Origin of the sequence: Neisseria weaveri, assembly GCF_900638685.1 — a bacterium.
Taxonomy (GTDB): Bacteria; Pseudomonadota; Gammaproteobacteria; order Burkholderiales; family Neisseriaceae; genus Neisseria; species Neisseria weaveri.
Genome location: NZ_LR134533.1, coordinates 2,120,902 through 2,139,860 on the forward strand (window position 1 = coordinate 2,120,902; position 18,959 = coordinate 2,139,860).

An 18,959-nucleotide genomic window follows, 5' to 3' on the forward strand; every position below is an offset into this window, starting at 1 on the left:
GGAAGCATTGTTTGTTATTCAGGAGCCAATCAAATGTATCCGATTCAAGAACCTTACAACAGCGGCTTGTTAAAAGTATCCGACATCCATCAAATTTATTGGGAAGAATCCGGCAACCCGCACGGCATTCCGGTGATTTTTCTGCACGGCGGGCCGGGCGCGGGGGCATCGCCGAAAGCGCGCGGCTTTTTCAACCCCCGCAAATACCGCGTGGTGATTATCGACCAGCGCGGTTGCGGGCGTTCGCTGCCCTATGCCGAAACGCGCGAAAACACCACTTGGGATTTGGTGGCGGACATCGAAAAAGTGCGCGAAATGCTCGGTATCGACACATGGCTGGTATTCGGCGGCTCATGGGGCAGCACGCTTTCGCTGGCTTACGCACAAACCCATCCGGAACGTGTGCGTGGCTTGATTTTGCGCGGCATCTTCTTGGGGCGGCAGAGTGAAATCCGCTGGCTCAACGAGCAAGGCGGTGCGGAACACATCTACCCCGAACAGTGGCAGCATTATCTCGCCCCCGTGTCCGAAGCAAAGCGCGGTGCAATCGTGCAGGCCTATCATGAAATGCTGTTCGGCCAAGACCGCGAACAGGCTCTGCGGGCGGCGAAAGCATGGGCGGAATGGGAAAGCTGGCTGGTGCAGTTCGACCCGAAACCGGTGGAAGAAGATGCGGAACAGGCGTTGGCGATTTCGCGCATCGAAAACCATTATTTCGTCAACGGCTGCTGGTTGGAGAACGAAAAAGCATTGCTGGCGAATGTAGACAAAATCCGCCATATCCCCACCGTGATCGTGCAGGGGCGTTACGACATCTGCACGCCGATGCAGAGCGCGTGGGAATTGAAGCAGGCATTCCCCGAAGCTGATTTGCGGATTGTGCAAGGCGGACATGCGGCGTTTGAGGGCGAAGTGGCCAAAGGCTTGGTGCGGGCGGCGGACGAGTTTGCCGATAAATTGGCCGTCTGAAAATGGAAATGGTTTGAAGCAAAACGTTTTGTCGGTTTTTGAAGAATTCAAATCATTAAGGGTCAATATTGATAAGGCCGTCTGAAAACAGTTTTTCAGACGGCCTCAATGCTATTTCAAACGCGGATTAACGGTGATAGTGTCGAGACAATTCGTGCACCGTGTCCACCAGCAATTTAGCGTGTTCGGGGTCGGCATGTTGGTTGATGCCGTGGCCGAGATTGAACACATGGCCGCTGCCGTTGCCGTATGCTTCCAGAATGCGGGCGGCTTCGGCACGGATGCTCTCCGGCGTGCCGAACAGGGCGAACGGGTCGAAATTGCCTTGCAGCGCCACTTTACCGCCCACGCGCTTGCGGGCTTCGCCGATGTTGCACGTCCAATCCAAGCCGAGGGCATCGGCACCGGTGTCGGCCATTTTTTCCAGCCACAAACCGCCGCCTTTGGTAAATACAATTACCGGCACGCGGCGGCCTTCGCTTTCTCGTTTCAAACCGCCGACAATCTGCTTCATGTAGCGCAGACTGAAGGCTTCAAACGCCTCATCGCTCAACACGCCGCCCCATGTATCGAAAATCTGCACCGCCTGCGCGCCCGCATCGATTTGCGCGTTCAGATAGGCGGTTACGGCTTGGGCGTTGACATCCAAAATCTTGTGCAGCAAGTCGGGGCGCGAATACATCATGGTTTTGATGGTGCGGAATTCCTTGCTGCTGCCGCCTTCCACCATATAGCAGGCCAGCGTAAACGGGCTGCCGGAAAAACCGATTAAAGGCACGCGGCCGTCTAAGGCTTTGCGGATGGAGGTAACGGCATCAAACACATATTGCAGCTTGCCCATGTCCGGCACTTCCAGCTTGGCGATGTCGGCTTCATGCTGCAAAGCACGCTCGAATTTGGGGCCTTCGCCTTCGGCAAAATACAAGCCCAAACCCATCGCATCGGGCACGGTTAAGATGTCGGAAAACAGAATCGCCGCGTCCAGATCGAAACGCTCCAGCGGCTGAATGGTCACTTCGGTGGCCAGCTCGGTGTTTTTGCACAAATCCAGAAAACTGCCTGCGCGGGCGCGGGTGGCTTTGTATTCGGGCAGATAGCGGCCTGCCTGACGCATCATCCAAATCGGTGTGTATTCAACGGGTTGCTTAAGCAAGGCACGCAAAAAGGTGTCGTTTTTCAAAGGAGTCATATCCGGCTTTCGAACAGGTTTGAGACAGCTGAAGATAATATCATGATTTATTTCAGGCTTCATGATGATTTGAGATAGATGGAATTTATTGCGCCTGCGTATCGGTGGTGGGTTGGGGAATAAAAAACATCAGGGCCGAACGGTATCGGCCCTGATGGAGAGTGTCGGATAAGTACCGGTAGATTAGCGGTTACATCGCTCCGTAGTTCGGGCCGCCGCCGCCTTCGGGGCAGACCCATGTGATATTTTGGGTCGGATCTTTGATGTCGCAAGTTTTGCAGTGGACGCAGTTTTGAGCGTTGATTTGCAGTTTCGGTCCGCCGTTTTCCTGAACAATTTCGTAAACGCCGGCCGGACAATAGCGCGTTTCGGGAGAAGCGTATTCGCGGTGGTTGACCTTGATCATAGTATCGGGATTGGCCAGCTTCAGGTGGGAAGGTTGGTTTTCTTCATGGCTGACGTTGGCAAGGAATACGCTGCTTAAACGGTCGAAGGTCAGCTTGTTGTCCGGTTTCGGATAGTTGATGGGTTGGCAGGCCGAAGCTTTTTTCAGCGATTTGTGGTCGCTGCCGTGATGGCTGATGGTCCACGGGGTTTTACCTTTGAAAACGTATTGTTCCAAGCCGTTGTAAACGATGGCAGGCCACAAACCCCACTTGAAAGCGGGGCGGATATTTCTTGCGGCGTGCAGCTCTTCAAACAGCCAGCTCTGTTTGAATAAGTCGTTGTAGGCAACCGCTTCCGCGCCGTTTTCGCCCGCTTCTTCGGCAAGAACGGGAAACACGGCTTCGGCGGCCAGCATGGCGGATTTCATGGCGGTGTGTATGCCTTTGATACGCGGCATATTGAGGAAGCCTGCGGCATCGCCGACCAAAACGCCGCCTTTAAAGCTTAATTTGGGCAGGCTTTGCAAACCGCCTTCAACCAGCGCGCGTGCGCCATAGGCAATACGGCGGCCGTTTTCAAAGGTTTTACGGATTTCCGGATGGGTTTTGAAGCGTTGGAATTCTTCAAACGGCGACATATAAGGGTTTTGATAGTCCAAACCGACCACAAAACCGACGGCAACTTGGTTGTTGTCGAGATGGTAGATGAACGAGCCGCCATAGGTTTTACTGTCTAACGGCCAGCCTGTGCTGTGTACCACCAAACCGGGTTGGCATTGCTCCGCCGGCACTTCCCAGATTTCTTTGATACCGATGCCGTAGGTTTGCGCCTGACTGTCTCTGTCGAGGGCAAACTGCTTGATGATCTGCTTGCTCAGCGAGCCGCGGCAGCCTTCTGCGAAAATGGTTTGCTGAGCCCATAATTCCATGCCCGGCTGGAAGTTGCCGGTGGGTTCGCCGTCTTTGCCGACGCCCATATTGCCGGTAGCAATGCCTTTGACCGAGCCGTCGGCATGATAGAGAATTTCGGAAGCGGCAAAGCCGGGATAAATTTCCACGCCCAGATTTTCCGCCTGTTCGGCCAGCCAGCGGCACAGTTGGCCGAGGCTGATGATGTAGTTGCCGAGGTTGTTGAAACTGGGTGTGGTTGGGAGTTTGAACGCTTTGTTTTCTGTTAGAAACAGCACTTTGTCTTCGGTAACGCTGCGGGTGAGCGGTGCGCCCAAGGCTTGCCAGTCGGGAAACAGCTCGCCGAGTGTGCGCGGATCGATTACCGCGCCGGATAAAATATGCGCGCCGACTTCGGAACCTTTTTCAACCACGCAGATGCTGATTTCACGCTCTGCCTTTGCGGCAAGCTGTTTCAGCCTTATCGCTGCACTGAGGCCGGACGGGCCGGCACCGACGATGACAACATCGTATTGCATGCTGTCGCGTTCAATAAGTTCGGTCATGGTTGTTATCCTGAAGTTTTTTGTTTGTAAACGGCGGTTTGCACCGTTCCGTATTTCTTGATAGGGGTTACCGGCTGTTTTCAGACGGCCTTGTCATAGAAAAGCGGTTTGCAGACAAGCGTGAAGCAGAATAATCTTGCTGTAAAACATGAAATTATACAATATCGGCCACAGCTGTTAAACCACTAAAAAAGGCCGTCTGAAATTTCAGACGGCCCGGATGCTTAAACCAAGGATAAATTAAATCCAACCGAGCGTATTGGCAAAAACCAACACAATGGCAATCGGCGTCAGATAGCGCAGCGCGTTATACCAAAGCTGCGGAACCAAAGCCGGCATCGTGCTGCCCGAACGCATATGGTTTATGACGGTATGGCGGTCTTGAACCCAAGCCACAAACAGCGAAATACACAGCGCACCCACAGGCATAATCCACGCCGTAATCAAATAATCCCAAAGATCAAACACCGTTTTGCCGAACACCGTAAAATCCTGCATCACCCCGAACGACAAGGCCGAAGGAATCCCGACCAGAAAAATAGCCAAACCGATTTGCCATGTGCGGCTGCGCCGTTTGCTTTCATCATTGCGGATAACCGCCGCAATCACCGTTTCCAACATAGCAAACGCCGAAGTCAACGTTGCAAACGAAACCAAAACCATAAACACTGCAAACAGCACTTCGCCGAACGGAATATGCTGGAACACCGCAGGCAGCACCACAAAAATCAGCCCCGGCCCCTGATCCGGCTTAAAGCCGAAGGCAAAAACCGCCGGAAAAATCACCAAGCCCGCCAGCAGTGACACCAACAGATTCAGCCACATCACACTATTGGCCGAACGGAACACATCCTGCTTCTCCCCCAAATACGCAGCATAAGTAATCATGGCCGACACACCCAAGCTCAACGCAAAAAACGCCTGACCCAAGGCCACCAGCATCGTTTGTGGATTAAAATAATGCCAATCCGGTTTCAGCAGAAACTCCACCCCGGCCATCGCCCCCGGCAGGCTGACCGAGCGCACAACCAACACCAAAAACAAAATAAACAGCGCCGGCATCAAATACTTATTGGCCTTTTCAATGCCCCCCGAAATGCCGCTGCGCACCACCCAAACCGTCATCAGCATAAACAGGCCCTGATAAAACAGCACACCCCGAGGATCGGCAATCGTTTGCCCGAACAGCGCCCCGAAATCCGTTCCCGCATCAACCGAACCGCTAAACGCATGCACCACATAATTCAAAACCCAGCCGCCGACCACGCTGTAAAAAGACAGCAAGATAAAGCAAGCCAGCACACCCAAACGCCCGACCCAATGCCAAAGACTGCCCGGCGCCAACGTTTTAAACGCATCAACCGCATTCTTACCGCTTTTACGGCCGATATAAAACTCAGCCAGCAAAACAGGCAAACCGATTAACACGGTAAACAGCAGAAACAGCAGAAAAAAGACAGCGCCACCGTTGGTACCGGCGGTATAAGGGAATTTCCAAATAGCACCCAAACCGATGGCCGAACCGGCGGCGGAAAGGATAAAGCCGATTCTGGAAGACCAAGAAGCGGATGTTTTCATAAAATTTGCCTTAAACAGGAAAAACAGGCACGACATGCCCGAAAAAATAAAACGGCAGACGGATAATGTTGGGGCCGTCTGAAAAAAAACGGCATATTTTAACAAGCCGTACAAAGAGATGTAAATTCAAGTGAAGCGCAGGAAACTGCCGTTATACGCCGTATTCATTTTATTTTATTTATTTTTATTGCGAATATTTTAAAATTTATGATTTTATATTTTAAAAATTCACATTATATTGAACAGTAATTTTTAGTAGGAGAATGAGCTTGATACGAACCGCTTTTTAACAAGGCCGTCTGAAAACCAACCGCGTTTTCAGACGGCCTAAAACTTTCAGACGGCCTAAAACTTTCAGACGGCCTAAAACTTTCAGACGGCCTAAAACTTTCAGACGGCCTAAAACTTTCAGACGGCCTAAAACTTTCAGACGGCCTAAAACTTTCAGACGGCCTAAAACTTTCAGACGGCCTAAAACTTTCAGACGGCCTAAAACTTTCAGACGGCCTAAAACTTTCAGACGGCCTAAAACTTTCAGACGGCCTAAAACTTTCAGACGGCCTAAAACTTTCAGACGGCCTAAAACTTTCAGACGGCCTAAAACTTTCAGACGGCCTAAAACTTTCAGACGGCCTAAAACTTTCAGACGGCCTAAAACTTTCAGACGGCCTAAAACTTTCAGACGGCCTAAAACTTTCAGACGGCCTAAAACTTTCAGACGGCCTAAAATTCTCAGACGGCCTAAAATTCTCAGATGATCCGAAAATTTTTAAATTGTCTCGGGTTGTATCGGGAAATTGGATGGTGATTTCCAAATAAGCGTATGAATCATAGTCTTTGTGTGAAAAAGGCCGTCTGAATTTTCAGACGGCCTTGACGGATGGGGAATAGTGCGGGTAAAGCTTAATCAATAATGCGTTCTTCGGGCAGTCTGCCTGCCCAATCGCAGACGAATTGCCAGGCGGTGCGGCCGGAGCGGTTGCCGCGTGCGAGCGACCAGTTTAAGGCTGCTTTGCGTGCGGTTTCGTCAAAGGGGAGGTTGAAATCATCGAGCCAGTTTTCGACGGCTTGGAGATAGTCGTTTTGGTCAAAGGGGTAAAAGCTCAGCCATAAGCCGAAGCGGTCGGACAGCGATACTTTTTCTTCGACGGCTTCGCGCGGGTGGACTTCGCCGCGTATGCCGCTTGCGGCTTGGTTTTCGTCCATGTATTCGGGCATGAGGTGGCGGCGGTTGGAGGTGGCGTAAACCAGTACGTTGTTGCAGCGTTGCGATAGGCCGCCGTCTAGGGCGGTTTTTAGGGCTTTGTAGGTTTCGTCACCGGGTTCGAACGACAGGTCGTCGCAGAAAACGATGAATTTTTCTTTGCGTTTTTCGAGTATGGGCAACAGGGCGGGCAGGGTGATGAGGTCGGTTTTGTCAACTTCGATCAGGCGCAGGCCTTGATCGGCGTATTCGTGCAGCAGGGCTTTGACCAGTGAGGATTTGCCGGTGCCGCGTGCGCCGGTCATTAAAACGTTGTTGGCGGGACGGCCGTTTAAAAATTGTTCGGTATTGCGTACCAGCCGCCGGGTTTGTTGGTCGACTGCGGCCAGGCGGTTGAGCGGAAAGGTGTGCGGCCGGGGCAGACTTTCGAGTATGCCTTTGCGGCCGATATGCTGCCAGCGGAAGGCGAGGGATTTCCAGTCGGGTTGGCGGTTTTCGGGTGGGAGCAGGGTGTCGAGCCGTTTTAATACCGAGGCGGCCAATGAGAAGAATTTGGTGGGTTTCATATTGTTTCTCCTGTTGTTTTGTCGGCTTGAGAATAGCATAAAAAAGGCCGTCTGAATTTCAGACGGCCTTTGGGGTTATAAAACGGTGTGCGGCGGTTCGTATGAAATGATGTCGCGGATTTTGTTGGTTTCGTCAACCAGGACGACTTTGGGTTCGTGGGCGCTGATTTCGGGTTCGGAAAGCATAACGTATGACATGATGATGACGATGTCGCCTTTTTGAACCAGTCTGGCGGCGGCGCCGTTGAGGCAGACAACGCCGCTGCCGCGTTCGCCGGGAATGGTGTAGGTTTCTAAGCGGGCGCCGTTGTTGTTGTTGACGATTTGGACTTTTTCGTTGACGCAGATGCCGGCGGCGTCGAGCAAGTCTTGGTCAATGGTAATGCTGCCGACATAGTTTAAGTCGGCTTCGGTTACGGTGGCGCGATGGATTTTGCCTCCGAGCATGGTGCGGAACATAAATTTCTTTCGTGTGTGTTTGTGTGTGGGAGACGGCGGCGGATTGGTTCAGGGTTGGGAGGCCGTCTGAAAAAAGGCGTTATTGTACACGTTTTCGGGGAATCTTTCAGACGGCGGATATAGAAAAAATTTATAGGCCTGTATGCTGTTTGAGCCATTTGAGATAGGGTTTGAAGCCGCGTGCAACGGGCTGCATGATGATTTGCGGGCAATCGTAGCTGTGGTTCTGTATGATGAGTTTTTCGATGGCAGCGTAATGGCAGCGTGCGGTTTTGATAAGCATGCGGATTTCGCTGTCGCGGCAGAGTTTGCCTTCCCAAAGGTATTGGCTTTGAATGGTTTCGTATTGGATGCAGGCGGCCAGCTGCTTTTCCAGCAGCAGTGTGCCGGTTTTATCGGCTTCTTCTTGGTTGGGAAAGGTGGTGGTGATGACGACGGGTTTGAATACGGGCATTTTTCAGACGGCCTTTTGAGTAGTCATTCGGAATCGGAGAGATTTTTTTTTCCGGCTTTCCAGCGCCAGAAAATCTGTATCAGGGCATAGCCGCTGGCGGCAAAGGTGGAAGCCATGAGTATGCTGCCGAGCAGCCAGGGTTTGCCGAAGGTGGCTATCCAGGTGCCGATGTTGCGCCAAAAGTTTTCGCTGCCCAATTCGGGCATGATGAGTTCGGGATGGGCGACGTCGCCTTGCAGAATCCAAATGCCGAGTTCGTAAGCCAGAATATATAAGGGAACGAGGGTAACAGGGTTGGTGTAGAGCGTGGAAAACAGGGCGACCGGCAGTTGGGCGCGCAGGAAATAGGCGAGTATGAAGGCGCAGATAAATTGAAACGGCGTGGGAATCATGCCGCAATAAAGGCCGATGGCGGCGGCCAGTGCTACGCGGTCGCGGTCCAATGCCCAATAGTGGTCGTGTTCAAACCGCGGGGCAAAGGGTTTGAATATGGGAGAAGCAAAGATTTTTTCTCTGGTAGGCAGCTTCTGTATCCATTTGTTTTTATTCATGAGAGACGGTGCCAGGGGTTTGTGTTGTTATATTGGGTCGGTTTGTGTCGGAGCGGCGGGCATTTAGACGGCGGCATCCGAGCGTTCGCCGGTACGGATGCGGATGGCTTCTTCAACGGGCAGGATAAAGATTTTGCCGTCGCCGATTTTGCCGGAACGGGCAACTTCGACAATGGTTTCGGTAACGCGCTCGACATCGCTGTCGGCAACCACCAATTCGATTTTGACTTTGGGTAGGAAATCAACGGCATATTCTGCGCCGCGGTAAATTTCGGTATGGCCTTTTTGGCGGCCGAAGCCTTTGACTTCGCTGACGGTCATGCCGGTAATGCCCAACTCGGTTAGGGCTTCGCGAACGTCGTCGAGTTTGAAAGGTTTGATGATGGCTTCGATTTTTTTCATGATGTACTCCGTTCGGGAAAATGGTTTGAACAATCCGGCCAACGGCATGGATGCCGGCTTTTCAGTTGGAATGGGGTGGCTTGAGTCGGATAAACATTTGGCCGCGTTGGTTTTATCGGGCGGCTTGCGCGGAAAATTAGCACAAACGGGCGTTTTCTTCAATCGGATTCGCCAAACATGGATTGGTGTCATGAAGAAAACCGTTTGAGTGAATCTTGTATCGGCTGCCTGTGTTTTGAGGCCGTCTGAAAAAAGATAGGATTTGCCGGAAAAGCCAAGTACAATGCGCGGTTTGTTTTCGATTAAATATTGAATGTATTGAAATAAGATGACTGAGCAAAACGATTCTATCTTGCATGATGAAAACGGCGGTGCCGTTTCGGAAGATCCTAAACGCAGTATCCGCAGTTTTGTGTTGCGGCAGGGGCATATGACGGCGGCGCAGCAAAGGGCGATTGATACTTTGTGGCCGCAATTCGGCGTGGATTATCAAAGCAGTCCTGTCGATCTGAACCGTTGCTTTAACCGCGACAATCCGAAAATTCTCGAAATCGGTTTCGGTATGGGAACGGCCACGGCGGAAATCGCAAAGCGCTTGCCTGAAAAAGACTTTTTGGCCATTGATGTGCATGGCCCGGGCGTCGGCAATCTATTGAAACTGGTCGAAGAACAGCAGCTGGGTAATATCCGCGTGATGCGCCATGATGCGGTGGAAGTGGTGGAAAATATGTTGGCTGACGGCAGTTTGGACGGTATCCATATCTTTTTCCCCGACCCGTGGCATAAAAAACGCCACAACAAACGCCGTCTGATTCAAACGCCTTTTGTGGCCAAACTGCTGCCTAAGTTGAAAGTGGGCGGTTATATCCATTTGGCGACGGATTGGGAAGAATATGCGGTGCAGATGTTGGAAGTTTTGCAGGGATTCGAAGCTTTGCAGAACACCGCAGAACATTATGCGCCGACCCCGGATTACCGTCCGGAAACCAAATTTGAAGCACGCGGCAAACGTTTGGGGCACGGTGTTTGGGATTTGGTATTCGTCCGTAAACAGTAAATATTGATTTGAATGATTATAGGCCGTCTGAAATTTTCAGACGGCCTTTGGTTTAAGGGAAAGATGGATTAACGGTGTTTGTGTAAGTCCAATATCGCTTGCCGGTTGGAAGGCGAAAAGACTTTCTCCGCAGCCGCTTCGGCCGGCAGCCATTGATAGGCTGCATGTTCATCAGGGTTTAAGCAGACGGGTGTATCGGCAGGAATGCAGGCTGAAAACACATGCTCGGTATTGTGCGTGATCCCTTCGGGATAGCGGTGCCGCCAATGGTGGTAGATTTCGTAAACATTGGTTTGTTGCCAGTCGTTTAAAACCTGTTCAGAAAGACGGATGCCGGTTTCTTCCCAAACCTCCCGCAACGCCGTCTGTTGCGGCATCTCGCCCATTTCGATACTGCCGGTTACGGACTGCCAAAAACCGGGATTGGCAGCACGCTCTATCAGCAGAATACGGTTTTGGCCGTCGTGCAGCACAACCAAAACCGAAACGGGTTGTTTTAAAGGCTTGTTCACGCCTGTTCCTTAGTAGTTTGGGTTAAGGCGTTGTCGCTGTCGTTCAACACCCTAACTTCTCGTTGCGGGAATGGGAACTCGATATCGTTTTCTTTAAAGCGCTGCCAGATGTCAAACATAATGTCGGAAAATAAAACCGCAAAGCCGTTTTCAGGGTCTTTTACCCAAAAACCGATACGTAAATCGATGCCGTTTTCACCGAAATTTAAAATGACCGCTTTGGGAGCAGGTGAAGTTTCCACGCGCTCTTGCGCAGCGGCGGCTTGCTCCAACAGCGATAATGCCTGTGGCAGATCGGTTTTGTAGGCAACTTGGATATTCAGACTTTGCCACAGGGATTTACTGGTATAGGATTCGTTGATTACCGTTGAAGTTACAAAGGTCTCATTCGGAATCAGCGCTTCCGCACCCGAGGCATTTTTCAGCACCACGAAACGGGAAGTGATTTTGGTTACGTAGCCGGTAAAATCGTTTACGGTCAGCCGGTCGCCGGGGCGGATTGAGCGGTCGCCCAAAATAATAAAGCCCGAAATATAGTTGCTGGCTACTTTCTGCAAACCGAAACCGATACCGACACCCAATGCACCGCCGAAAACAGATAAAACGGTTAGGTCGATCCCGATTAAAGGCAGGGCAATCAATACGCCGAAAACCAGCATTAAGGTTTTCACGATTTTAGAAAGCACGATTCTCAAATTAATATCCAAGCGTTCGCTTTCCATCAATTTGACCTCGATGAATTTGGCTGCCCAAAGTGCCAACAATATAAACAGCGACAACCAAATCAAGCCGGTTAAAACCGTATAAAGATTCAAATTTACAGCTCCCACTGAGAAGGAAACCGATTGCAGAGATTGGATGATCAGATTGTCGATGCCTGAAATCCACAGAAGGAAAGCCACCCATAATGCACCGGAAAGAAAACGTTCCAGCCAGTCGGAAATACGGGTTTCGGGCAGAGCGGCATTAACAACGGCTAACACAAGGCGGATAAGGATCATCCAGCGCGCCGCCATGGCAAGTAAATGCAGCCAAATGGCGTTATGCCCCAATTTAGTCCAGATAAACAGGGCAGGAACGGCAGTAATCAGCAACAGCAAGGGCCACAGCATACGGTGCAGAATATGCAGCAAAAGCCGTTTCTTGTCTTCAGACGGCCCGAAGCGCTTTTTCCATAAGTAACGGGAAAGCAAAAATGTTAACACCATTAATGATATAGCGATTCCCAATTCAAGCCATCCCATAGGTTGGTTGAAGTTACGCTCTAAAAGGTGGGTGGTAAATTGCTTACGGGCGAAAAGATTGGCGAAAAAACCGGAAAGAAAATTAGCATCTACAGATTGAAGAGTGTTGCCTGTTGAGTGTGTATCCATAACTTAATTGTATTTTGTTTGGTTGCAAAATGTGAAAAACTTCGGATTATAGCTTATATATATCAAGTCTATAAAGATCAATCATCTAATCGTTATCTTTTAGTACCGATGAGGAAATGATGAGACATTATGAATGATATGTGAATGCGGCTGAATATATTTATTGTCAATGTCAGAAAATAGCGTACTTGCGTAAGGTTTCTTACTGGGTTATAATGCCACGTTTTTACAACCTTGCCTTTTACTTTCGCATGGTAAAAGGCTTTTATTAGCCGTAAGGAGATAACATGCGTCATTATGAGATCGTGTTTATCGTTCATCCAGATCAAAGCGAGCAAGTTAACGCTATGGTTGAGCGCTACAAAACCATGATTACTGAAGCCGGCGGTAAAATCCACCGCCTGGAAGATTGGGGTCGTCGCCAATTGGCTTATCCGATCAACAAAATCCACAAAGCACACTATGTTTTGATGAATATCGAAACTTCTCCGGAAGTTGTTGAAGAGCTGGAAACCGCATTCCGCTTCAACGATGCTGTATTGCGTCACCTGACCATCAAAACCAAACATGCTGTAACCGAAGCTTCTCCGATGATGAAAGAAGAGAAGTCTAAAAATTTGTTGGCCGGTGCAGCTGCACAAGCTGCTGCTGAAGCTTAATTTAGATTGAACAATTTTGTAAGGCTTACTGCAAAAATTGCCGAATGCGGTGAATTAAGATTTACCCCGGCAGGTATTCCGGTTTTAAATTTGCTGTTAAAACATGAATCTTGGCAAATTGAAAACGGACAACAATGTTTAGTTAAGTTTGATATACCTGCAAGACTCATCGGCAATCAAGCAGAGCTGTGGCAGTATCGTATAAATGACATGGTGGAAGTTGAAGGCTTTCTAACTCAAAAAAGCCTGAAATATACCAAAACGGTATTGCGAATACAGAATATTAAAGAATATAAAGGTTAAATGACATGGCTCGTCAATCATTCAAACGTAGAAAATTCTGCCGTTTCACGGCTGAAAAAATTCAAGAAGTCGATTACAAACAAGTAGACCTGTTGAAAGACTTCATCTCAGAAAACGGTAAAATTATTCCTGCCCGTATTACCGGTACAAAAGCAGGTTACCAACGCCAATTGTCTGTAGCGGTTAAACGCGCGCGTTTCTTGGCGCTGTTGCCTTACACCGACCAACATAAATAATTAACGGAGATTGATAAGATGCAAATTATTCTGTTAGAAAAAATCGGTGGTTTGGGTAATCTGGGCGATGTAGTAACCGTTAAAAACGGTTATGCACGTAACTTCTTGATCCCAAGTGGTAAAGCAAAACGTGCAACTGAAGCAAACATGAAAGAATTCGAAGCACGCCGCGCTGAGTTGGAAGCTAAGCAAGCTGAAATTCTGAAAGATGCCCAAGAACGCAAAGCCAAATTGGACGGTACTACGATTACAGTAGCTCAAAAAGCCGGTGTTGATGGCCGTCTGTTCGGTTCTGTAACCAATGCTGATATTGCTGCTGCTATCGTTGAAAGCGGTGTTAATGCTGCAAAAGCAAATGTACGTTTGCCTAACGGCCCTTTAAAAGCTGTTGGCGAATACGAAGTTGAAGTAGCATTGCATACCGATGCAGTTGCAACCATTACTGTAGCCGTTGTTGCTTTGGCTGAGTAATAGCAAAAAATTAGTTTAATCATTGAGTGTATTAAACTCGAAAAAACCGAATCCTTTAAGGATTCGGTTTTTTATATTGTTGTTCAGCATTAAAAAAAGTGTCGTTGGTTTGTTGTGCTATTTCATGGTTTTGTAATAAAGTGGCAATTTGATTGAAGATGAAAAAATTATTGAAGGGCACCTGAGAATTTCAGACGGCCTTTAAGGGTTTGGGCTTTTTAGTCGGTTGGAAAATAATCAATTTACTATATAAGACCATGCATACCACGCTAAAGCCAATAAAGCTGCGACTATAAAGACTTTAACGATTTCATGTAATGCGTGTTTTTGTTGCCGGTTGAAAAGTCGGTGGATGATAAAAGCGATAAATGCGGCCAACAAAATCAAACGTAGAATGCGACTGATCACTGTTTTACTCCGAATGCCGCCTGAAAAAAGCCTGTCATGCACAAAAGGCAGTCAAACCGTTATAATACCGTTTTTGTTGATTTTACCTAATAATCATGAGTCAGAATGCCGATATGGGAATTGTAGTTCCTGAAAAAATTGCGTTTGAAACCCCGTTGGTTTTACAAAGCGGGCAGACTTTACCGCGTTTTGATTTAATGATTGAAACCTATGGTGCGCTGAATGCTGAAAAAAATAATGCAGTTTTGATTTGTCATGCTTTGTCGGGAAACCATCATGTAGCAGGCCGTTATTCTGTTGAGGATAAATATCCCGGTTGGTGGGATACGATGGTGGGGCCTGGGAAGCCTATCGATACCAATCGTTTTTTTGTTGTGGGTTTGAATAATCTCGGTGGTTGTCATGGCAGTACCGGACCGTTGAGTATTAACTCTGATACAGGTGAAGAATATGGTGCAGATTTCCCTGTGGTAACGGTAAAGGATTGGGTAAAAAGCCAAGCGATGTTGTCGGATTATTTGGGCATCGAACAGTGGGCGGCAATTGTAGGCGGCAGCTTGGGCGGGATGCAGGCGCTGCAATGGACGATTGATTTTCCAAGTAGGGTACGCCATGCTTTGGTTATTGCTTCGGCAACGCGTTTGTCGGCGCAAAATATCGCATTTAATGATGTTGCTCGCCAGGCGATTTTGACAGATCCTGAATTTCATAATGGACATTACCGCCGGTTTAATGCGATTCCGCGCCGAGGTTTGCGCATTGCTCGCATGATGGGGCATATTACTTATTTGGCCGAAGAGGGGTTGGGTAAAAAATTCGGCAGAACGTTAAGTTCAGACGGCCTCAGCTATGGTTATGGCGTTGAGTTCGAAATTGAATCTTATCTGCGTTATCAAGGCGATAAATTTGCGGAGCGTTTTGACGGCAATACTTATCTGCGTATGACTAAAGCCTTGGATTATTTCGAGCCGGCTGCTGCTTTCGGCAATAACCTGACTGAAGCTTTGAAGACTGTTCAGGCCAAATTTTTTGTGGCAAGTTTCAGTACCGATTGGCGGTTTGCACCGGAGCGTTCCAGGGCGTTGGTTAAACATCTGATTAAGGCAGGTAAGTCGGTTCAATATATCGAAGTAGAATCTCATCATGGCCATGATGCTTTCCTGATGACGGATGAACCTTATATCCGTGCGGTTCGCGCTTATATCAACAATATCTATAAGGAGTTGCAGGCATGAATTTGCGCGATGACTTGCAATTGATTTACGACTGGATTCCTGCAAATAGCAGGGTTTTAGATTTAGGCTGCGGTAAAGGCGAGTTGCTTTCTGCTTTGGTAAAGAGAAAAAATTGTACTGGTTACGGTGTGGAAATTGATACTGAAGGTGTAATTGCCTCAATGGAGCGAGGTGTCAACGTTATCCAGGCTGATTTGGAGCAGGGTTTGCGAGATTTCGACGATAATAGTTTTGATGTTATTGTCTTAAGCCAAACTATTCAAGCGATGCAGAATACAGAGGATATTTTGAGGGATTTGACTCGAGTGGCGAAACAGGCGATTGTATCGTTTCCAAACTTTGGTTATTGGAGAAACAGACTCCAGATTGCATTGGGCGGACATATGCCTGTTAGCGAGAGAATGCCTTACCAATGGTATAACACGCCGAATATTCATTGGTGTACGTTACATGATTTTGATGCTTTATGCGCGAAAAACAATATCCGGGTTTTAGAAAGGGCGGTGATGACGGCTGGTAAGCGGATAGAAAAAATGCCTAATTTATTGGGGAGCTTGGCTTTTTACCGAGTAGGTTGATTAGATTAATACGTTTAACTTGAAAAATTAGCCGGTGTGCCATTATCCCGTTTAGTGTTGAGATGTGTATTTTTTATATAAAAAAGCTGCCGGAAAATTCGGCAGCTTTTTTATGGCTTATCAAGTTAAGCAAACGGATGTTGCAATACGATGGTTTCTTCGCGGTCCGGACCGGTTGAAACGATTGCTATCGGTGCTCCACATGCTTCTTCTATACGTTTTAAGTATGCTTTTGCATTTTCTGGAAGCTTGTTGAATTCTTTCACGCCGAAAGTGGATTCTGTCCAACCGGGCATGGTTTCATAGATCGGTTTGCAGCCTTCCACTGCATCCGAGCCGAAGGGCAGAATGTCGGTTTTGCTTCCGTCAGGTAATTCGTAACCGACACAGATGTTGATGTTTTCAATACCATCCATTACATCCAGTTTGGTAATACATATGCCTGAAATGCCGTTGACTTGAATAGAACGTTTTAAAGCGGCAGCATCAAACCAGCCGCAGCGACGCGCACGACCGGTTACCGAGCCGAATTCGTGACCGCGTTTGGCCAAACCTGCACCGATATCGTCAAACAATTCGGTAGGGAATGGACCCGAACCGACACGGGTAGTGTAAGCTTTCACAATGCCTAAAACGTAGTTCAGCATTTGAGGTGGCACGCCCGCGCCGGCAGAGGCGGCACCGGCTAAACAGTTGGAAGAAGTGACGAACGGATAAGTACCGTAGTCAATGTCCAATAAAGTGCCTTGGGCACCTTCAAACAACACTTTTTCACCTTTTTCATATTTTGCGTACAGCGTGCTGGATACATCGGTAATCATAGGTTTGATGCGGTCAGCAAATTTTTCGATGACAGCAAACACGTCTTCGAATTTTACTGGTTCGGCTTTATGCAGGTGCTCCAATTGGACATTGTAGTATTCAATATTGCTTTGCAATTTGGTTTTCAATTTCTCAACATCAAACAGATCTACCATGCGGATAGAACGGCGCGCTATTTTGTCTTCGTAAGCCGGGCCGATACCGCGTCCTGTCGTACCGATTTTACCGCTACCGCGAGATGCTTCGCGGGCTTGGTCTAATGCAATATGGTAAGGCAGGATTAAAGTACAGGTTGGTGCAATTTTCAGACGGCCTTCAACATTTTTAACGCCTGCTGCATTCAGCTCATCGATTTCTCCCAGCAGGGCTTCAGGGCTAACTACTACGCCTGACCCGATAAAGCAATCCAGTTTTTCATGCAGAATGCCACTTGGAATCAGGCGGAGAATGGTTTTCTTGCCGCCGACAACCAAAGTATGTCCGGCATTGTGGCCACCTTGAAAACGGACTACGCCCGAAGTTTCTTCAGCCAACCAGTCAACGATTTTGCCTTTGCCTTCATCACCCCATTGGGCGCCGATTACTACTACATTTTTAGCCATTTATTCAAACCTTTAATTGAGAAATTGATTTAAATTGGATATTCGGGTTTTTAATTTTCAGAATGGATGTTGTTTTCGGACACGATCCATTCACCGTTCTGTTTGGCCAAACGTCCTGTACAGATATGTGAAACATTAGACTTCAAGCCATAATCAATAACAACGCATTGCCCTTGTTTGCGTAATCTTTCGATTGTATCTCGCGCTTCCGAAACATCCTGATAATTAACCATGATGACTTTTGGGCGTTCATGCTTAGGCAGATGATCTGTGAAAGCACGCAAATCAAAGCTGAAACCGGTAGCCGGTCGGGCTCTTCCGAAATGTTGGCCCAGATCGTCGTAGCGTCCGCCACGAGCTACGGCATTGTGTGAATTATTGCCGTAAGCGGCATACAGTAAACCGGTATGGTAATTGTCGACACGCAGTTCGGATAAATCAATATGCACTTTTTGTTGTGGAAATGCGTTACAGATGGCTTGTAAATCATCCAGTGCTGTTTTGACAGCAAATAAATCCGGAAGCTTTTCACGTGCATATTGTAAAACTTCGCGCCCGCCGTAAAGTGTCGGAAGAAGAGTGAAGGCTTTTGACCACATGCCGTCCAACCTCCATGCTTTAACCCGCTCTGCTACTGCTTCGGTATCTTTATCCTGCATCAATTCCAACAAACGGGAGGATTGTTCTTGATCCAAGTTTGCTGCCGAAGCTAAAGCACGGAATACGCCTATATGGCCTAATGACAGCAGAATGTCTGCCATGCCGCCGATTTTCAAACTTTTTAACATTAGGTCGATTAATTCGACATCGGCTTCTATACCTTTGAAGCCATAAAGCTCAGCCCCTATCTGTAGCGGTTCGCGGGTGCTCAATAAACCTTCCGGGCGGGCATGGAGAACCGAACCGGCGTAACACAAGCGGTTTATGCCGTTATTCGCAGACAAAAGGTGTGCATCGATACGTGCAACTTGGGGAGTGATATCTGCCCGTATACCCAATTGGCGGCCACTGATTTGATCAACCACGCGAATAGTTTTTAACGATAGGCCGTTGTCTATTCGGGTCAGCAGGGACGTGCTGTATTCCATGAGCGGCGGTTGTACCAATTCGTAACCATGAACACGGAATAGAGCCAACAATTCTTCCCTAGCGCTTTCCAGTTGTCGTGCAGTCGACGGGAGAATGTCGGCAATATGTTCGGGTAATTGCCAGGATTTCATGGATTTCCTTTAATTAAACATGATAAAGGACTGTTTAAGCTTAAAACCGGACAAGCTTGAGTGATCGCTTATTGTTTCCAGATTTTAAATTTAAACAGTCCATTCGAATGGCGGTGTAAACCGCAGAATAATTAAAATCAGACTTTAACATAAAAAGGCATTTGATGCAGTCTGTTTTTTCTGAAAAAACGGAATTTGTATGGATTGGCTGCCAAAGTTCCCGATGAGGCCGTCTGAAAATTGTAGGGGTAGCATAAAATCCGGTGTTACG

The 18,959-nt window shown here is 48.3% G+C and carries 22 protein-coding genes; 9 read left to right on the top strand and 13 right to left on the bottom strand.

The genetic code is table 11. The annotated features are described in order from the left end of the window. The first annotated feature begins 33 nt into the window (after positions 1 to 33). Positions 34 to 969, top strand: a complete 936-nt coding sequence (pip, locus tag EL309_RS10130) for a prolyl aminopeptidase (RefSeq protein ID WP_004284994.1) — start codon at positions 34 to 36, stop codon at positions 967 to 969. A gap of 127 nt (positions 970 to 1,096) precedes the next feature. Here pip and hemE read toward each other — a convergent pair whose 3' ends face one another. The 8 genes from hemE to EL309_RS10170 form a co-directional block, all read right to left on the bottom strand. Continuing rightward, the gene (hemE, locus tag EL309_RS10135) at positions 1,097 to 2,158 is read right to left on the bottom strand and encodes a uroporphyrinogen decarboxylase (RefSeq protein WP_004286297.1); all 1,062 of its coding nucleotides are present in this window, start codon (positions 2,156 to 2,158) and stop codon (positions 1,097 to 1,099) included. Positions 2,159 to 2,348: 190 nt separating this feature from the next. Then, a complete protein-coding gene (locus EL309_RS10140) occupies positions 2,349 to 3,998 on the bottom strand; it encodes an electron transfer flavoprotein-ubiquinone oxidoreductase (protein ID WP_004284992.1) in 1,650 nt (549 codons plus the stop codon). 240 nt (positions 3,999 to 4,238) lie between these two features. Then, on the bottom strand, positions 4,239 to 5,576 hold the full coding sequence (locus tag EL309_RS10145; protein WP_193777303.1) for a sodium-dependent transporter: 1,338 nt from the start codon (positions 5,574 to 5,576) through the stop codon (positions 4,239 to 4,241). Between the two features lie 903 nt (positions 5,577 to 6,479). Beyond that, the gene (locus EL309_RS10150) at positions 6,480 to 7,346 is read right to left on the bottom strand and encodes an ATP-binding protein (RefSeq protein WP_040669703.1); all 867 of its coding nucleotides are present in this window, start codon (positions 7,344 to 7,346) and stop codon (positions 6,480 to 6,482) included. Between the two features lie 75 nt (positions 7,347 to 7,421). Continuing rightward, entirely contained in the window at positions 7,422 to 7,805 is a 384-nt protein-coding gene (gene panD, locus EL309_RS10155; RefSeq protein ID WP_004283434.1) for an aspartate 1-decarboxylase, read from the bottom strand. Between the two features lie 130 nt (positions 7,806 to 7,935). Next, the gene (gene cutA, locus EL309_RS10160) at positions 7,936 to 8,259 is read right to left on the bottom strand and encodes a divalent-cation tolerance protein CutA (RefSeq protein ID WP_004283432.1); all 324 of its coding nucleotides are present in this window, start codon (positions 8,257 to 8,259) and stop codon (positions 7,936 to 7,938) included. 23 nt (positions 8,260 to 8,282) lie between these two features. Further along, the gene (locus tag EL309_RS10165; protein WP_004283431.1) at positions 8,283 to 8,810 is read right to left on the bottom strand and encodes a DUF2062 domain-containing protein; all 528 of its coding nucleotides are present in this window, start codon (positions 8,808 to 8,810) and stop codon (positions 8,283 to 8,285) included. 63 nt (positions 8,811 to 8,873) lie between these two features. Continuing rightward, complete coding sequence (locus EL309_RS10170) at positions 8,874 to 9,212, bottom strand: P-II family nitrogen regulator (RefSeq protein WP_004283429.1); 339 nt, start codon at positions 9,210 to 9,212, stop codon at positions 8,874 to 8,876. Between EL309_RS10170 and EL309_RS10175 the strand changes: the two genes are divergently transcribed. Both EL309_RS10175 and trmB read left to right on the top strand, forming a co-directional pair. Beyond that, complete coding sequence (locus tag EL309_RS10175) at positions 9,211 to 9,420, top strand: hypothetical protein (protein WP_004283428.1); 210 nt, start codon at positions 9,211 to 9,213, stop codon at positions 9,418 to 9,420. The genes EL309_RS10170 and EL309_RS10175 overlap by 2 nt on opposite strands. A gap of 120 nt (positions 9,421 to 9,540) precedes the next feature. Beyond that, positions 9,541 to 10,269 (top strand): tRNA (guanosine(46)-N7)-methyltransferase TrmB, encoded by a 729-nt coding sequence (gene trmB / locus EL309_RS10180; protein ID WP_004283427.1) that lies wholly within the window; start codon positions 9,541 to 9,543, stop codon positions 10,267 to 10,269. Positions 10,270 to 10,337: 68 nt separating this feature from the next. Here trmB and nudB read toward each other — a convergent pair whose 3' ends face one another. Both nudB and EL309_RS10190 read right to left on the bottom strand, forming a co-directional pair. Beyond that, positions 10,338 to 10,781 (bottom strand): dihydroneopterin triphosphate diphosphatase, encoded by a 444-nt coding sequence (nudB, locus tag EL309_RS10185; RefSeq protein WP_004283426.1) that lies wholly within the window; start codon positions 10,779 to 10,781, stop codon positions 10,338 to 10,340. Further along, positions 10,778 to 11,989, bottom strand: coding sequence for a mechanosensitive ion channel family protein (locus tag EL309_RS10190; RefSeq protein ID WP_004283425.1), 1,212 nt, complete (start codon positions 11,987 to 11,989; stop codon positions 10,778 to 10,780). Before EL309_RS10190 ends, nudB begins: the two co-directional genes overlap by 4 nt. Positions 11,990 to 12,441: 452 nt before the next feature. On the opposite strand from EL309_RS10190, the gene rpsF reads away from it, so the two are divergent. Genes rpsF through rplI form a run of 4 tightly spaced genes read left to right on the top strand, consistent with a single transcriptional unit; the run spans position 12,442 to position 13,823 of the window. Further along, positions 12,442 to 12,813 (top strand): 30S ribosomal protein S6, encoded by a 372-nt coding sequence (gene rpsF / locus EL309_RS10195; RefSeq protein WP_004283424.1) that lies wholly within the window; start codon positions 12,442 to 12,444, stop codon positions 12,811 to 12,813. Positions 12,814 to 12,819: 6 nt separating this feature from the next. Next, the gene (gene priB, locus EL309_RS10200; RefSeq protein WP_004283423.1) at positions 12,820 to 13,116 is read left to right on the top strand and encodes a primosomal replication protein N; all 297 of its coding nucleotides are present in this window, start codon (positions 12,820 to 12,822) and stop codon (positions 13,114 to 13,116) included. Between the two features lie 5 nt (positions 13,117 to 13,121). Beyond that, positions 13,122 to 13,352 (top strand): 30S ribosomal protein S18, encoded by a 231-nt coding sequence (rpsR, locus tag EL309_RS10205; protein ID WP_004283421.1) that lies wholly within the window; start codon positions 13,122 to 13,124, stop codon positions 13,350 to 13,352. A gap of 18 nt (positions 13,353 to 13,370) precedes the next feature. Next, positions 13,371 to 13,823: a 50S ribosomal protein L9 gene (gene rplI / locus EL309_RS10210; protein WP_004283420.1), complete on the top strand. Its 453-nt coding sequence runs from the start codon at positions 13,371 to 13,373 to the stop codon at positions 13,821 to 13,823. 237 nt (positions 13,824 to 14,060) lie between these two features. Here the strand turns inward: rplI and EL309_RS10860 are convergent, their stop codons facing one another. Then, a complete protein-coding gene (locus EL309_RS10860; RefSeq protein WP_408634022.1) occupies positions 14,061 to 14,273 on the bottom strand; it encodes a protein MIGRI in 213 nt (70 codons plus the stop codon). 53 nt (positions 14,274 to 14,326) lie between these two features. Between EL309_RS10860 and metX the strand changes: the two genes are divergently transcribed. Both metX and metW read left to right on the top strand, forming a co-directional pair. Next, a complete protein-coding gene (gene metX, locus EL309_RS10215) occupies positions 14,327 to 15,466 on the top strand; it encodes a homoserine O-succinyltransferase MetX (protein WP_004283417.1) in 1,140 nt (379 codons plus the stop codon). Beyond that, positions 15,463 to 16,044 (top strand): methionine biosynthesis protein MetW, encoded by a 582-nt coding sequence (gene metW, locus EL309_RS10220; protein WP_004283415.1) that lies wholly within the window; start codon positions 15,463 to 15,465, stop codon positions 16,042 to 16,044. The genes metX and metW overlap by 4 nt, the downstream gene beginning before the upstream one ends. 125 nt (positions 16,045 to 16,169) lie before the next feature. On the opposite strand, the gene EL309_RS10225 is transcribed toward metW, so the two are convergent. Together EL309_RS10225 and EL309_RS10230 are read right to left on the bottom strand one after the other, a co-directional pair. Then, a complete protein-coding gene (locus tag EL309_RS10225) occupies positions 16,170 to 17,468 on the bottom strand; it encodes an adenylosuccinate synthase (protein WP_004283407.1) in 1,299 nt (432 codons plus the stop codon). Positions 17,469 to 17,518: 50 nt separating this feature from the next. Beyond that, entirely contained in the window at positions 17,519 to 18,688 is a 1,170-nt protein-coding gene (locus EL309_RS10230) for an ATP phosphoribosyltransferase regulatory subunit (RefSeq protein ID WP_004283406.1), read from the bottom strand. Positions 18,689 to 18,959 lie beyond the last annotated feature (271 nt).